Genomic DNA, 13,857 nt, shown 5'->3' with positions numbered 1-13,857 from the left:
TTTGCCAAAACCCAGAAAAATAACAACAAGAGGTTCCACTATGACGATCATGCTCAGTACCGCTGAGACGCATTGGCTCGCCACCCGGCGGGCAATGACCCGGCTGATCCCCCTGATGTGCGCGATCTACTTCATGTCGTATCTGGATCGCACCAACGTTGCGCTGGCCAAAACCGCGCTGAGCGTCGACCTCGGCATCAGTGCTGCCGCCTATGGCTTGGGCGCGGGGATTTTCTTTATTGGCTATGCCTTGCTGGAGGTGCCGAGCAACCTGCTGGCCCACCGCATCGGGCCGCGGCGCTGGATCGCCCGGATTGCCGTGAGCTGGGGCACCTTGTCGTCGGCGATGATGTTCGTGCAGGGCGAGTGGTCGTTCTACGTGCTGCGCTTGCTGTTGGGCATCGCCGAAGCCGGCCTGTTTCCCGCGCTGATGTACATGGTCACGCTGTGGTTTGCGCCCAAGGACCGTGCAATTGCCATCGGCTGGATCTACCTGGCGCCGGCCCTGGCATTGGTTATCGGCAACCCCATCGGCGGTGCGCTGATGAAGATGGATGGCATCGGCGGGCTGCACGGCTGGCAATGGATGTTTCTGCTTGAGGGCCTGCCGAGCATTGTTGTCGGGGTGATCCTCTGGTTCAAGCTGCCGGAGCGCCCACGCGATGCCCGCTGGTTGACCAAGGCCGAGGCCGATTCCCTCGAGGCTCACGCGTTGCTGCCGGGCCATGCCGACTCGCACGAGTACTCGGGGCATTGGGTCAAGGCACTGAAACGCCCGACGACGATCCTCATCGGCCTGATTTACTTCCTCAACCAGGTCGCGTTCGTGGGGCTGGTGTTCTTCACGCCGTCGATCATCCAGCAAATGCAGATTACCTCGCCACTGACCGTCGGGCTGTTGTCCAGCAGCGTCGGGATCGGGTTTCTGGCCGGCGTATTGGTCCTGCCGCGGATTCACCGGCGTATCGCCCGCGATTGCTACTGCCTGGGTCTGTTTACCTGCGGCCTGATCGCAAGCTCCCTGGCATTCACCCTGATCGATGAGGCTGCGGCACGTATCGCACTGTTTACCGCCACGGCGTTTTTTGCCGGTGGGGTGTTGCCGATCTACTGGGCCATTGCCATGAAACGCCTGCAAGGCATTCAGGCGGCGGCCGGGCTGGCTTTCATCAACACCATCGGTTTGCTTGGCGGCTTTGCCGGCCCTTACCTGTTCGGCCTGGCGGAAAAGGCCACAGGCTTGAGCTCATCGGGTTTTTACGTGATCGTGGGCGCCGCGATTCTGGGGCTGCTGCTGGTGCCGCTGCTGGCCCGGGCGATTACTGCCGAACCGACGCCGCAACCGGTCAATGAATAAGAGGAGTTGATCATGAAGATTGTTGATTTGCTGACACCACCGCCAAACCTGAAGGTGATCATCACCGGCGGCGCCGCCGGGATCGGCGCGGTCATCGCCAAGGCGTTTCATGAGGTGGGTGCGCATATCTATATTTGCGATATCAACGCCAGCGCCGTTGAGCGCATGAAACGTGAATACCCCGGCATGCACGGCGGCGTTGCAGATGTCGGCGACAAGCCACAGGTCGACCGGATCATGGATGAAGCGATTGCGTTGCTCGGTGGCCTCGATGTGCTGGTCAACAACGCCGGTATTGCCGGGCCCACCGGTAACATTGAGGACCTGGATGCAGCGGCGTGGGAACAGACGGTTTCGACCAATCTCAACAGCCAGTACTACTTCCTCAGCAAAGCGGTACCGTACCTGAAACAGTCGGAGCAGAACCCGCACATCATCGCCATGTCATCGGTGGCCGGACGCTTGGGCTATCCGTTCCGCACGCCGTATGCCGCGACCAAATGGGCGATTGTCGGTTTGATGAAATCGTTGGCCAACGAGCTGGGCCCGGACAACATTCGCGTCAATGCCATCCTGCCCGGCGTGGTGGCAGGGGAGCGCATGGACCGGGTGATCGATGCGCGCGCCAAGGCGCTGGACATCAGCTTCGAGTCCATGCGTGAGCAGTACCTGGAAAAAATCTCGTTGCGCCGGATGGTGACGATGGAAGACGTCGCCGCCATGGCGCTGTTTCTGTCTTCGCAAGCCGCCAGCAACATCACCGGGCAGGCCATCAGCGTCGACGGCAATGTCGAGTACCTCTGACTGATCGTGTTTGACCCGACGTCGGGACTGCCGCCTCGGTAGGCGGCAGTTGCCGATTGCTTACGCCTGATCCATCGCCTCGGCCACCCCGCGGTCCTCACCGAGAAACCCGCCACTCTGGTGGTGCCACAGCTGTGCATAGACGCCGTTCCTGGCCAGCAGTTCGGCGTGTGTGCCTTGTTCGATGATGCGCCCTTCATCCATGACGATCAGCCGGTCCATTGCCGCAATCGTCGACAGCCGATGGGCGATGGCAATCACGGTTTTGCCCTGCATCATCTCGTCGAGGCTTTCCTGAATGGCGACTTCGACTTCGGAGTCCAGCGCGCTGGTCGCCTCGTCGAGCAGCAGGATGGGCGCGTTCTTGAGCATCACCCGGGCAATCGCGACGCGCTGACGCTGGCCGCCCGACAGTTTGATGCCACGTTCACCCACCAGGGTGTCGTAGCCAGTGTGGCCCTGGCGGTCGCTGAGCTGGCTGATGAACTCATCGGCCTGGGCACTGGCGGCGGCACTGCGCACTTGTGCGTCGGTGGCATCGGGGCGGCCGTAGGCGATGTTGTCGCGAATGGAGCGGTGCAACAGTGAGGTGTCCTGGGTAACCATGCCGATGGCGCTGCGCAGGCTGTCTTGCGTCACGTGGGCGATGTCCTGGCCGTCGATGCGGATCTGCCCGCTGTCGACATCGTAGAAGCGCAGCAGCAGGTTGATGAGCGTGGACTTGCCCGCGCCGGAGCGGCCGACCAGGCCGATTTTTTCGCCCGGGCGAATGTTCAGGCTCAGACCGTCGAGCACCTGGCGTTCGCCGCTGTAGTTGAAGCTGACATTGTCGAACGTCACCGCGCCGCCCGTGGTCACCAGCACGCCGGCATCCGGCGCATCCTTGACCTTGGGGCCGCGGGTGAGGGTGGCCATGCCGTCCTGCACGGTGCCGATGCTCTCGAACAGCGAGGTCATCTGCCACATGATCCAGTGCGACATGCCGTTGATGCGCAACGCCATGGCGGTGATAGCCGCCACTGCACCGGCACCGACCTCACCCTGGTGCCACAGCCACAGGGCATAGCCACCTGCAGCCATGATCAACGCCACCACCAGGGCCTGGTTGACGATCTCGAACTGGCTGACCAGGCGCATCTGGCGAAAACCGGTTTGCTTGAAGTCTTCCATCGCGGCGCGGGCGAAATGCGCTTCACGGTTGGAGTGGGAGAACAGCTTCACCGTGGTGATGTTGGTGTAGGCGTCGGAGATACGTCCGGTCATCATCGAGCGCGCATTGGCCTGCTCCTGCCCGACTTTGCCTAGGCGCGGCACGAAATACAGCATCGCCAGCCCGAACAACGCTACCCAGATAACGAACGGCAGCATCAGCTTCAGCGCGAAACCGCCGGCCAGGGCGATGATTGCAATGAAATACACGCCGATCCCGGGGGCGATCTCGATCAGGGTGAACAGCAGGTCGCGCACGGCCAGTGCCGTCTGCATCACCTTGGTGGTCACCCGGCCGGAAAACTCATCGGAAAAGAACGACAGGCTTTGCCGCAGCATCAAGCGGTGGAAGTCCCAACGCAGGCGCAACGGCAGGTTAATCGCCAATATCTGGTGCTGCACCATGGTTCGCAACGCCACCAGCCCGATGCTGCACACCATCACGATACCCATGCCCCACAACACGCGGCTTTCCTGCGCCGCCGCCTCACCCCCGGCCTGCCAGGTGGCGAGCAGATCGACGACCTGGCCGAGGAACGAAAACAGCCAGGCTTCGTAGATCGACACGCTGGCGCTGAGCAGCGCAAATGCGAGGATGTAGCCGCGCGCCCCCCGTGTGCACGCCCACAGGAACCGCGCCAGGCCCACGGGCGGTGGCGGTACCTCGTCAGGCGGGAAGGGGTCGAGCCTTCGCTCAAATGCTCCAAGCATGGTGATCTCCAGAACGGTCAAATTGTGGAGATTCTGCCACTGAACGGGGGGCTTGAGGGATTTGTGAGGCTGGGGAGTGGAGCTGTTGACCTGGCAGTCCGTACGTCAACGCACCCTCCAAGGCCGGTTACACGGGGTGTTACAAGGGGTATAACTACCAGAACAACTGACGGGTCACCTGCAATGGGCCATCTAACTGTAGCGCCCATTCCAGATCGGTGCCTGCGGCGCGGAGCGATGTGATGAGTTGCAGAGCATGGCGGTGGGCTCTCAAGGGTCTTCCTGGCAGCATCGCGCTGGCCTTGCTGGTCGCGCCGCTGTGCGCCAGCGCCATGTTCAAATGCCAAGCCAGCGACGGGACCGTCAGCTACACCAGCCAGGCCATCGCCAGCGCCCGCTGCTCGCGCGTGAATGGCACGGCGGGCGCCGCTGCCGGCGCCAAGGCCATGGCCCAGCCACGGGTAGTGCGGGGCGACGACCCAGGCGCGGTACGGGTGCGAGTGTTCACCTTCATGCACCGTGGCGTTCGCCAATATGTAAGCCGGCGCCCGGTCGGGATCTCCGCACGGGTCGATGTTCTTGAGCTCTATTACATCAAGGGCTGCTACCTGTGCATGGCACCGAAGGACTTCAAGGTTGCCTCGCTGCGTCTGGACACCCAGTCCTATCGCCGCGAGATCGAGGCCGCTGCGGGTTTGTATGGCGTCGACAGGGCACTGGTGCGCGCCGTGATACACGCCGAATCGGCGTTTCGCCCCAACGCCATTTCCGTCGCCGGTGCCCAGGGGCTGATGCAGTTGATGCCCGCCACCGCCGAGCGCTTCGCCGTGGTCGATCCGTTCGACGCACGGCAGAACATACGTGGCGGCGTGCGCTACCTGGCCTGGCTGCTCAAGCGCTTCAACGGCAACCAGATGCTGGCGTTGGCAGGTTACAACGCCGGCGAAGCGTCGGTGGTCGAGTACAACGGGGTGCCGCCCTACGCCGAGACACAGACCTACGTCACCCGCGTGCAGTCATTGACCGAACGCTATCGCAACCAGCGCTAGTACCGCAGGGCGCCCCTCAAGGCGCGCCGAACAGCATCGTCCAGTACACGCCTTTATCGCTGCGCGGGTTCGCGGCATAGGCCGCACCCACTTGGGTAAACACCGGGTTCATCAGGTTGGCGCAATGCCCGGGGCTGGCCAGCCAGCCTGCCATTGCCTTGCTAGGGGAGCCTTGCCCGGCGGCGATGTTCTCGCCGATCTGACGGCCACGGTAGCCGGCATCCCAGGCTCGGTCTGCCGGCATATCACCGTCGGGGTCACGGTGCGCGAAGTAATTGCGGTTGGCCATTGTCCGGCTGTGCTGCTGCGCCGCCGCCCCCAGAGCGGTATTCCAGGTCAACGGGCGTGCTGCGGCGAAGCGTTGGCGGCCGCACAGGCGCGGCTTCGCCCGTGCCGCGTTGACCTGTGCCAGCAAGGCTTTGCTCGCGGATCGTCCATCGCCGAGCTGGGCATCGAGCACGGGGCGCGCCAGCACCACCCGCCATTCGTTGCGGGCGCGAGTCACGCCGATATCGGCAAATTGCGTATCGAGCAGGGCGGCGCAGTAGTCGCTCTGGAGCATGTCAAAGGCCTCCTCGGCATCGTACGCGCCGACCAGGCGGATGGACCGCACTGTCACTGCCTGATAACCGGCAGCCTTCAGCCTTTCGCGTAAACCGCCGCCATAGCCGACTGGCAACGCGAGGTTCGGCTTCAACACCAGCGGCGTCGAGACCTTGACCATGCGCCGCTCGCAGCGCTGGGGCTGGGCGCGGTAGTCGTTGATGGCCTCCACCAGTTGCCGTTCCCCGCTGGCATGCACGGGGAGGGCAAACAGGGGGAGCAGGGGAATCAGGCACAGCGAGACAACGCGGGAGCAGCGAACGGCTTGACGCATGGGCGAACAGCTCGGAGGGGAAGAGGGTGGTTATGCCGATAAATGGGCTCGGCTAGGACTGCGGTCCTCAACACAAAGTTCACAGCGGGCGTTCACTGCCCTCCTGAAAACCTCAACTACACTGCCTGCAAATTCACTGTAGTGCTCACTTATACGCCTGCCGCCGACAAACGAGTGGCCAGGTGCTCGGTCTTCTGAATTTTTTGCTTGTCCTCCAGGAGTTTCCAATGAGAGCCGTAGAGGGATTGATGACTCGTATGACCACCCGCCTGTTGCCTTGTCTGCTGGCCTGCGCGATCGCCACCTGTGTCATGGCCACCGCGCAGGCGGCAACCGAGCCGCTGGGTGGGCAACCGCCACAGGGCTCGGCGCCGTCGGTCAAGGACTTCGACTACCAGATCAAATACCAGCGTGCCTTCGAAGCCATCCTCTGGAACATGCCGGCAATCGCCATTTACTCGTTCCGCCGTGCCGCCGAGAAGGATCTCGGCTACAAGGACAACGACATCATTGCCTATTCGGCAACGGCCACCCCGCAACTCGAAGCCATTACCGCTAACAGCACCACGCCTTATATCGCCGCCTACACGGATCTGCGCAAAGGCCCGGTAGTCCTGGAGATTCCTGCTGCGGGTGCTGATGGCAGTCTTTACGGCCAGGTGGTGGATGCCTGGCAGCTCACTATCGCAGACGTCGGCCCGGCCGGACTCGACAAAGGCAAAGGTGGCAAGTACCTGTTCACGGCACCTGACTACAAGGGTGAAGTCCCCAAGGGTTATATCCACGTCAGCTCGCCGAACTACCGCATCGCCCTGGCCTTCCGCTCGGTGCCGCCAGCGGGCAAGACCGCCAAGGATGCCTACGCCTACGCCAAACGGCTGCGCATGTACTACCTGTCTGAAGCCAAGTCGCCACCCCGGCAGACGTTCATCGACCCTGCACATGAACGCTACCCGACGCTGCCGTTCTACGACGAACGTCACTTTGAAGACATGCACGCGATCATGAGCGTTGAGCCGGTGCGCGAACAAGACAAAGTCATGATGGGCATGTTGTCGTCTCTGGGCATCGTGAAAGGCAAGCCCTTCGCACCCGACGACACGGCTAAGCGGGCCATGCACCAGGCCGCGATCGATGCCTGGTTCTATCTCCAGCAATGGTTCGACACGGAGATGGCCAAGCGCGTGTATTGGCCGGACCGGCACTACGTCTCGCTGTTGCAGACAGACGCCAACAGCGAGTTCAAGTTTGTCTACAACGATCGCATCGACCTGATCGAGCGCGCAGCGGAATACTTCTGGTGCACTTACATGCCCAAGGTACTCAGTGCCTCGCCGGCGACTTCGTACCAGATGGCGATGGCCGACAAGGACGGAAAACCGCTGGAAGCCGGCCAGCTCTACAAAATTGAAGTGCCCAAGGATATGCCGGTCAAGCAGTTCTGGGCGCTGACGGTGTATGACCGCGCAACCTTCTCGTTTATCTACAGCGACAGCAACCGCACCACGCTGTCGTCGTTCGATGTCGACAAGATGAAGAAGAATGCCGATGGCGGCGTGACGATCTATGTCGGGCCGCAGGCCCCGCTAGGCGAGGAAGCCAACTGGATTCCCACCTCGGGCAAGCGCCCGCTGCCGGCAATGCGCTTCTATGGCCCCACCGAAGCGTTCAACAGCAAGACCTTCAAACTGCCCGACTTCGAGCGGGTCAACCCTTGAGTACGGAGTGCGATTAACGGAACGACCTGCCGTGGCCCCGCGTGCGCAGATAACGGTGAGAACAGCCGGGAAACAGGGTATCTTCCCGCCCCCTTAACCGGCTTGCATTCATGGAGGAAGCAGTGCGGATCTACATTACAGGCGCGTCGTGCGCGGGCGTGACCACCTTGGGCCAGAACCTGGCCACGCAGCTTGGCGTACGGCATGCCGACGTCGATGATTATTTCTGGATGCCTACCAATCCTCCCTTCACCACCAAGCGGCCTGTCAGTGAGCGCGTGCCATTGATCCAGCAAGCCCTCGGTGGCGACCATTGGGTGCTGACCGGCTCGTGTATGGTCTGGGGCGATGCGCTACTGGCTCAGGTCGATCTGACCGTGTTCGTTGTGACGCCGACAGTCGTTCGCCTGGAACGGCTGGCCGCGCGTGAAAAAGCGCGCTTTGGCGATCGTATTGCCCCCGGGGGTGACATGCATGAAATACACATGGCCTTCAGGGAATGGGCTTCGCAGTATGACAATCCGGACTTTTCAGGCCGCAATCGGGCGTGGCACGAGCGCTGGTTGGCGGGGCAAACGTCTCCGGTCTCGCAGATTGACGGGGCAGGCCGTGCTGAAGAGATGGTTGAGGCAGTCATCCAGGCGTTGTCGCACGCGGCGCAGTAGCCAACGCTGTACGGCCCGGCGCCTGGCATTGGCAAAAAGCACGCAACACTGCAGCAGGTCGCCTTGAGTGGCCTTTTAGCGTATGCGGGCAATACTTCTCTCTATACGCGGGCGTGTAGCTGATGACGCGGGCCGCGGGGAGGTGTCAGGTGAACAAGCTATCCATTGTAGGTGCCGGAATAGTGGGTGAAGCGGCGGCTCAGGTCATCGCTCGCGACGAGTTCTGTCGTGAGTTGATGCTCATTGATGTGCAGGGCGAGTTGGCGCAGGGCAAGGCGCTGGATGTCTGGCAGGCGGCGGTCGAGTCCGGTTCGGATACCCGGGTGTACGGCGGCGCCAAAGCCGAACTGCTGCAGGACTCCGACCTGGTGGTGATCACTGCGGGTGTGCCGCGCAAGCCGGGCCAGTCGCGTCAGGATGTGCTGAGTATCAACCTGCCGATTCTCGACGGCATCATGGGCGATATCAAGCGCCATGCGCCGGCGGCGACGGTGCTGGTGGTGTCGAACCCGGTCGACGTGCTGACCTATCGGGCCTGGAGCCTCAGTGGGCTGGGGCGCAACAAGGTGTTCGGGCAGGCGGGGGTGCTGGATACCGCGCGCATGAAGTGCTTCATCGCCGAAGAGACCGGGTTCTCTGCACGGGATATCACCGCGCTGGTGCTGGGCGGGCATGGCGACAGCATGGTGCCGCTGATGCGCTACTGTGCGGTCGGTTCGGTACCGCTGTCGCACTTCCTGTCCGATGAGCAGATAGAGCGGATTGTGCAGCGCACACGTCAGGGTGGCGGCGAGATTCTTGGCTTGAAGAAGGTCGGCAGCGCCTGCGATGCGCCGGGCGTGGCGATTGCGCAGATGGTCGATGCCATCGCCAATGGGCGAAACAGCATTTTGCCGACGGTGGCGATTCTCGAAGGGGAGTACGGGCGCACCGACATTGCCATGGGTGTTCCCTGCGTGCTGGCAGCGGAGGGGCTTGCGCGGGTGATCGAGATGCCGCTGGATGCGCAGGAACAGGCGATGTTTGATCGTTCTGCCGACCAGGTGGCGCGGGATATTGCTGAGATGAAAGCGTTGTGAGCGCGGCACTATGGGGCGTTACGGGTAGCTCGCCATAAAGCATCGTTGTCCGCCCTCGGGGCTGCTACGCAGCCCATCGCAGGCTACGCCAGCTCCTACAGGTACATCACTGTCCTCAAAATCCCTGCAGCACCTGTAGGAGCGGGTTTACCCGCGATGAATTTCGGAAATTGGCGCGTGTCGAATTAAGCCTGCTGAAGAGACCCACGGAGATAGAACAAAGGTCAGATTCATTGCTTGAGGCTTATCGTCTGAGTAGAATGCGATTAATTATCAATCATGTACTCACCGGGATGCCGATGCGCAGCGACGATACACTAGGTATTGCAGATCTAGGGCTGCTCTATCGCACCCACCACTCCTGGTTACACGGTTGGTTGAGCCGACGTATCGGGTGCCGTGAAAACGCGGCAGATCTGGCCCAGGACACCTTCGTACGTCTGCTCAAATCCCGTCAGTCCAGCCCGTTGCGCGAACCGCGTGCCTACCTGAGCAGCATCGCCCGTGGTCTGATGATCGATCAGTACCGTCGTCGCGAACTCGAACGTGCCTACCTGGAGAGCGTCTCGTTACTGCCTCAACAAGAGGTGCCCTCGGAAGAAAGCCGGCTGCTGATTCTGGATGCGCTCGAACGTATAGATCGCATGCTCGATATGCTCAAACCGCGAGTTCGCCAGGCATTTCTATTGGCTCAGCTCGACGGTTTGACCTGCCCGCAAATTGCCGAAAAGCTGGGTGTTTCCCGCGCGACGGTGGAACGCGACCTGGCCAAGGCCCTGCAGCACTGCTATCGCTTGCGTTATGTCGAAGGTTGAGCCTCAGGCGCTGGATCCGGCCGTTGTCGACCAGGCCATTCACTGGCAGGTCTGCCTGCGCTTCAATCAGGCCGATGAGCAAACCCGGCGCACGTTCGAGCACTGGTTGCAGCAGCGCCCGGAGCATGTGCTGGCGTGGCAGCGTCTGGAAGCACTCGGGGATGAGTTCGCCGGCATTCCAGCGCAATTGGCCCGGCACACCCTCAACGGCACAAACCATGGCATGCGTCGACGGGAAAGCCTGAAACTACTGGGCCTGTTGGCCACTGTTGGCGGAGCAGCGTGGCTCGGCCGCGATTACACACCGCTGCCGGCCATGCTTGCACAGCAGAGCAGCAGCACCGGCGAGCAACGCAGCTTCCAGCTCGATGATGGCAGCCTTGTCCAGCTCAATAGCGACAGCGCTGTCGACAGCGATTTCGACGCACAACGACGCCTGATCATTCTGCGGCGCGGTGAAATCATCGTGAATGTCGGCACGGATGAAAACCGGGCGCAACCCCGACCCTTCTGGGTACAGACACGCGACGGGGTCATGCGCGCCCAGAGTCCCCGCTTCCTGGCGCGCGAGCGTGACGACGGCACCTTGCTCGCGGTTCAAGGGGGGGCAGTTACCGTGTTTCCAGGATCCGGTCAAACCCTTGCCGATGGCAGCAGCAGCGTCCAGGCCAGTGATCAGCTGCTGTTCACATCAAGCGGTGCCCGTGAGTTCCGGGATAACGGCCTTGACCTATGGAGTTGGAGTGACGGGGTGATCAGCGCGCGCAATATGCGCCTGGGTGATTTCATTGTGGAGTTGTCGCGCTATCGCCCGGGTGTGTTGCGATGCGCCGAAGCGGTTGCTGGTCGTCGCGTTTCCGGCACCTTTCAGCTCGCCGACAACGATCAGGTGCTGGCATTGGTCGCGCAGTCACTGCACTTGCGCGTTGATTATCGAACCCGTTTTTGGGTGACATTGAGCGCCACCAGCTGAGTTCTCGTGCACCTTGTGCCTACCTGAAAAAATAATGAGGTGATTTCTCATTCTCGTTCGACCTGTAAGGAAAGCCCACAGACAGGCCTCCCTGCCGAACCCCTTACACGGAGCGAGAAAATGAGTTCGTCCCCGGTTTCACAGCGCCATCCTTTGAATCGTGCCTTACGCGGTGCGCTCTTGGGGTTGATCGTCAGCAGCTACGCACTGCCGTCGCTGGCGCAATCTGCGAGCGCTGACCAGAGTAACCAGCTCCGGCAATGGAACATCACTGCCGGACCACTGGCGCCGGCGCTCGACCGTTTTGCGCGCGAAGCCGGCATCAGTCTTTCCTTCGATGCATCGAGCGTAGCCAACCGCACGACGCAGGGTGTCAATGGCACGTTCGAAACCTCGGCAGCACTGTCAGCGTTGTTGCAGGGCAGCGAGTTGCAAAGCGAGCAGCAAGGCCCGAATGCGTACCTGCTAATACCGCAACAAAAACCCGCCGGCCCGCTTGAACTGGACGCCACCGACGTCGAGGACTACCGCCTGGCGCCGCTTATCATCAATGCCAAGGTCAAGGTCAATGCCGACGACGACACCAACTCGGTCGTCGCCAAAGAACTCTGGGTTGGCGGCAAAGTGGCGACCAGCATTCTCAACACACCGGCATCCGTGTCGGTTGTTACCCGCAAGGAAATGGAACAACGCAGTGTCAGTACCACGGAAGAGGCGCTGCAATACACCCCGGGTGTGGTCAGCGACTTTTATGGTACGGACGATCGCAACGACTATTTCCAGATCCGCGGCTTCCAGGCCACCACCTACCGCGACGGCTTGACCCTGAGTTCGATGCGCGGCGTCCGCGAAGACCCGTTCGCCTATGAGCGCATCGAGATTCTGCGTGGCGCCAACTCCACACTGTTTGGCCCGGCGGACCCAGGTGGTTCGGTGAACTTCGTAACCAAACAGCCGCGCTTCGAGCAGTTTGGCCAGGGCTATGTGACCTACGGTTCCTTCAACCATGTCGAGACCGGCATCGATGTCGGCGATGCGCTTAATGAAGAAAAAACCGTGGCCGGCCGCTTTACTGCCAAAGGGCAGAACAGCGATCGCGAATACGACCACTCGCAGGACGACAACCAGCTGTTTATGGGAGGGCTGACCTGGGCGCCAACCGATTACACGTCGGCGACGATGGTGCTGGACTACCTGAAAACCGAAAGCTCGCCCAACAGCGGTGGTTACCCGCTGGACAAGGAATACGACCGCAGCGACTTTTTCGGTGAGCCGAGCTACAACTTTCACGATGTCGAGCGCACCAGTATCAGCGGTAACGTCACCCACGACTTCGACAACGGCTTCGTGTTACGCAGCAACCTGCGTTACAGCGAGTTGAGCGATGACTATGGCTACGTTTACCTGAGCGATAACGCCTCACGCGTCGGCACCACGATTCCACGCTACCTGCTGGGCACGGACAGCGACGCCAACCAGTTCAACGGCAACCTGATGCTGCAGTACGATGCCCGCTTCGAGCACATCGACAGCAGCACCTTGGTGGGCGTGGAGTATCTCGATTCGTCGACCAAAGAAAGCTCGGTGTATGACCTGGCGTCGCCAATCGACATTGCCAACCCGGTGTTCACCGGGGTTTCAAGCGCATTCACGCCGTATACCGCGAAAAAGAACGACGCAACGACCAAGGCTGTATTTCTCCAGCAGAACCTGTCGTTCTACGAGCGTTTCATCGTCACCGCTGGCATGCGCAACGACTCGATGGAGCTGTCCAGCAAGGGTTACAACCTGTACTCCAGCCCGGTGCAGTTTGATGATAACGACAGCTTTTCCGAAACCTCCTACCGCGGTGCGTTGACCTATATCGTCAACGATGAGGTTTCCACCTACGTGAGCATGGTGGAATCCGTCTCGCCGCCCCAGGTGGGCGTAACTCCGCAGACAGGCAGGCAGTACGAAGTGGGCGTGAAGTATTCGCCTATGGGAATGGACGCGCTGTTCTCTGCAGCCGTTTATGACCTGACCCAGGAAAACGTCACCATCGCCGTGGTTCTGCCGAGCGGCATCATTGAGCAGCAGACGGTGGGCGAGTCGCGGGTGCGCGGCCTCGACCTGGAGGCCAAAGCGCAAGTCACGCAGAACCTCAGCCTGATTGGTGGCTACTCCTACATGGAGTCCGAAGTGCTGCGTGGTTCGTTGTACGACGGCAGCTCCCTCAAGGGTAATGAGTTCACCACGGCGCCGAAGCACTCCGCTTCGCTGTGGAGTTACTACGATGTGCCCGGCACCGACGTGAGCGTTGGCCTGGGCGCACGCTACGTCGGTGCCTATTATTTGAATGCCGCCAACACCGATAAAAGCGATGGCACGACGTTGTTCGACGCCGCCTTCAACTACCAGATTGCCAAGGGCACCGACCTGGCGGTAAACGTCAGCAATCTGCTCGATGAGCAACACGTGGTCGGTTCCGGCACGGCAAACTATTACAACCCGGGGCGCGAAATTACCGCCAAGGTGAGTTACAGCTGGTAAGCCTTCATTTCATTTAGATGTGGCGCCCGCTGCGGCGGGCAACACCAACCCTCGGCACATGCAGTCCA

11 protein-coding genes are annotated in these 13,857 nt (G+C 61.2%); 9 read left to right on the top strand and 2 right to left on the bottom strand.

Features of this window, described 5'->3' with window-relative positions; all coding sequences use genetic code 11:
• Window positions 1-40 precede the first annotated feature (40 nt).
• A complete protein-coding gene (locus DM813_RS11845) occupies window positions 41-1,357 on the top strand; it encodes an MFS transporter (protein ID WP_128323579.1) in 1,317 nt (438 codons plus the stop codon).
• A 12-nt stretch (window positions 1,358-1,369) separates the two neighbouring features.
• Complete coding sequence (locus DM813_RS11840; protein WP_128323578.1) at window positions 1,370-2,161, top strand: SDR family oxidoreductase; 792 nt, start codon at window positions 1,370-1,372, stop codon at window positions 2,159-2,161.
• 60 nt (window positions 2,162-2,221) lie between these two features.
• Here DM813_RS11840 and DM813_RS11835 read toward each other — a convergent pair whose 3' ends face one another.
• Window positions 2,222-4,081 carry an ABC transporter ATP-binding protein gene (locus tag DM813_RS11835; RefSeq protein ID WP_128323577.1) on the bottom strand — a complete coding sequence of 620 codons (1,860 nt, stop codon included), beginning with the start codon at window positions 4,079-4,081 and terminating at the stop codon, window positions 2,222-2,224.
• Between the two features lie 242 nt (window positions 4,082-4,323).
• Here DM813_RS11835 and DM813_RS11830 point away from each other — a divergent pair, with 242 nt between their 5' ends.
• Window positions 4,324-5,130 carry a lytic transglycosylase domain-containing protein gene (locus DM813_RS11830; RefSeq protein WP_128323576.1) on the top strand — a complete coding sequence of 269 codons (807 nt, stop codon included), beginning with the start codon at window positions 4,324-4,326 and terminating at the stop codon, window positions 5,128-5,130.
• A gap of 16 nt (window positions 5,131-5,146) precedes the next feature.
• Here the strand turns inward: DM813_RS11830 and DM813_RS11825 are convergent, their stop codons facing one another.
• The gene (locus DM813_RS11825; protein ID WP_128323575.1) at window positions 5,147-6,007 is read right to left on the bottom strand and encodes a CAP domain-containing protein; all 861 of its coding nucleotides are present in this window, start codon (window positions 6,005-6,007) and stop codon (window positions 5,147-5,149) included.
• 248 nt (window positions 6,008-6,255) lie between these two features.
• Here DM813_RS11825 and DM813_RS11820 point away from each other — a divergent pair, with 248 nt between their 5' ends.
• The 6 genes from DM813_RS11820 to DM813_RS11795 all read left to right on the top strand — a co-directional run bounded on the left by DM813_RS11820 (window position 6,256) and on the right by DM813_RS11795 (window position 13,789).
• Window positions 6,256-7,725 (top strand): DUF1254 domain-containing protein, encoded by a 1,470-nt coding sequence (locus tag DM813_RS11820; RefSeq protein ID WP_241653166.1) that lies wholly within the window; start codon window positions 6,256-6,258, stop codon window positions 7,723-7,725.
• A 122-nt stretch (window positions 7,726-7,847) separates the two neighbouring features.
• Window positions 7,848-8,390: an adenylate kinase gene (locus tag DM813_RS11815; RefSeq protein WP_128323750.1), complete on the top strand. Its 543-nt coding sequence runs from the start codon at window positions 7,848-7,850 to the stop codon at window positions 8,388-8,390.
• Window positions 8,391-8,539: 149 nt separating this feature from the next.
• Window positions 8,540-9,469 carry a malate dehydrogenase gene (locus tag DM813_RS11810; protein WP_128323573.1) on the top strand — a complete coding sequence of 310 codons (930 nt, stop codon included), beginning with the start codon at window positions 8,540-8,542 and terminating at the stop codon, window positions 9,467-9,469.
• 299 nt (window positions 9,470-9,768) lie between these two features.
• Window positions 9,769-10,284: a sigma-70 family RNA polymerase sigma factor gene (locus DM813_RS11805; protein WP_128323572.1), complete on the top strand. Its 516-nt coding sequence runs from the start codon at window positions 9,769-9,771 to the stop codon at window positions 10,282-10,284.
• A complete protein-coding gene (locus tag DM813_RS11800) occupies window positions 10,271-11,257 on the top strand; it encodes a FecR domain-containing protein (protein ID WP_128323571.1) in 987 nt (328 codons plus the stop codon). The genes DM813_RS11805 and DM813_RS11800 overlap by 14 nt, the downstream gene beginning before the upstream one ends.
• A gap of 120 nt (window positions 11,258-11,377) precedes the next feature.
• Window positions 11,378-13,789 carry a TonB-dependent siderophore receptor gene (locus tag DM813_RS11795; protein ID WP_128323570.1) on the top strand — a complete coding sequence of 804 codons (2,412 nt, stop codon included), beginning with the start codon at window positions 11,378-11,380 and terminating at the stop codon, window positions 13,787-13,789.
• Window positions 13,790-13,857: the final 68 nt, after the last annotated feature.

Origin of the sequence: Pseudomonas alkylphenolica (genome assembly GCF_004025535.1) — a bacterium.
GTDB classification, from domain to species: domain Bacteria; phylum Pseudomonadota; class Gammaproteobacteria; order Pseudomonadales; family Pseudomonadaceae; genus Aquipseudomonas; species Aquipseudomonas alkylphenolica_A.
The sequence above is the reverse complement of the archived record's forward strand: the minus strand, read 5'-3'. Positions and strand labels throughout refer to the sequence as shown.

Bases quoted from the DNA above. Each gene is read 5' to 3' on its own strand.
- DM813_RS11845 (WP_128323579.1), top strand. From the start codon at position 41: ATGACGATCATGCTCAGTACCGCTGAGACGCATTGGCTCGCCACCCGG.
- DM813_RS11840 (WP_128323578.1), top strand. From the start codon at position 1,370: ATGAAGATTGTTGATTTGCTGACACCACCGCCAAACCTGAAGGTGATC.
- DM813_RS11835 (WP_128323577.1), bottom strand. From the start codon at position 4,081: ATGCTTGGAGCATTTGAGCGAAGGCTCGACCCCTTCCCGCCTGACGAG.
- DM813_RS11830 (WP_128323576.1), top strand. From the start codon at position 4,324: ATGAGTTGCAGAGCATGGCGGTGGGCTCTCAAGGGTCTTCCTGGCAGC.
- DM813_RS11825 (WP_128323575.1), bottom strand. From the start codon at position 6,007: ATGCGTCAAGCCGTTCGCTGCTCCCGCGTTGTCTCGCTGTGCCTGATT.
- DM813_RS11820 (WP_241653166.1), top strand. From the start codon at position 6,256: ATGACTCGTATGACCACCCGCCTGTTGCCTTGTCTGCTGGCCTGCGCG.
- DM813_RS11805 (WP_128323572.1), top strand. From the start codon at position 9,769: ATGCGCAGCGACGATACACTAGGTATTGCAGATCTAGGGCTGCTCTAT.
- DM813_RS11800 (WP_128323571.1), top strand. From the start codon at position 10,271: ATGTCGAAGGTTGAGCCTCAGGCGCTGGATCCGGCCGTTGTCGACCAG.
- DM813_RS11795 (WP_128323570.1), top strand. From the start codon at position 11,378: ATGAGTTCGTCCCCGGTTTCACAGCGCCATCCTTTGAATCGTGCCTTA.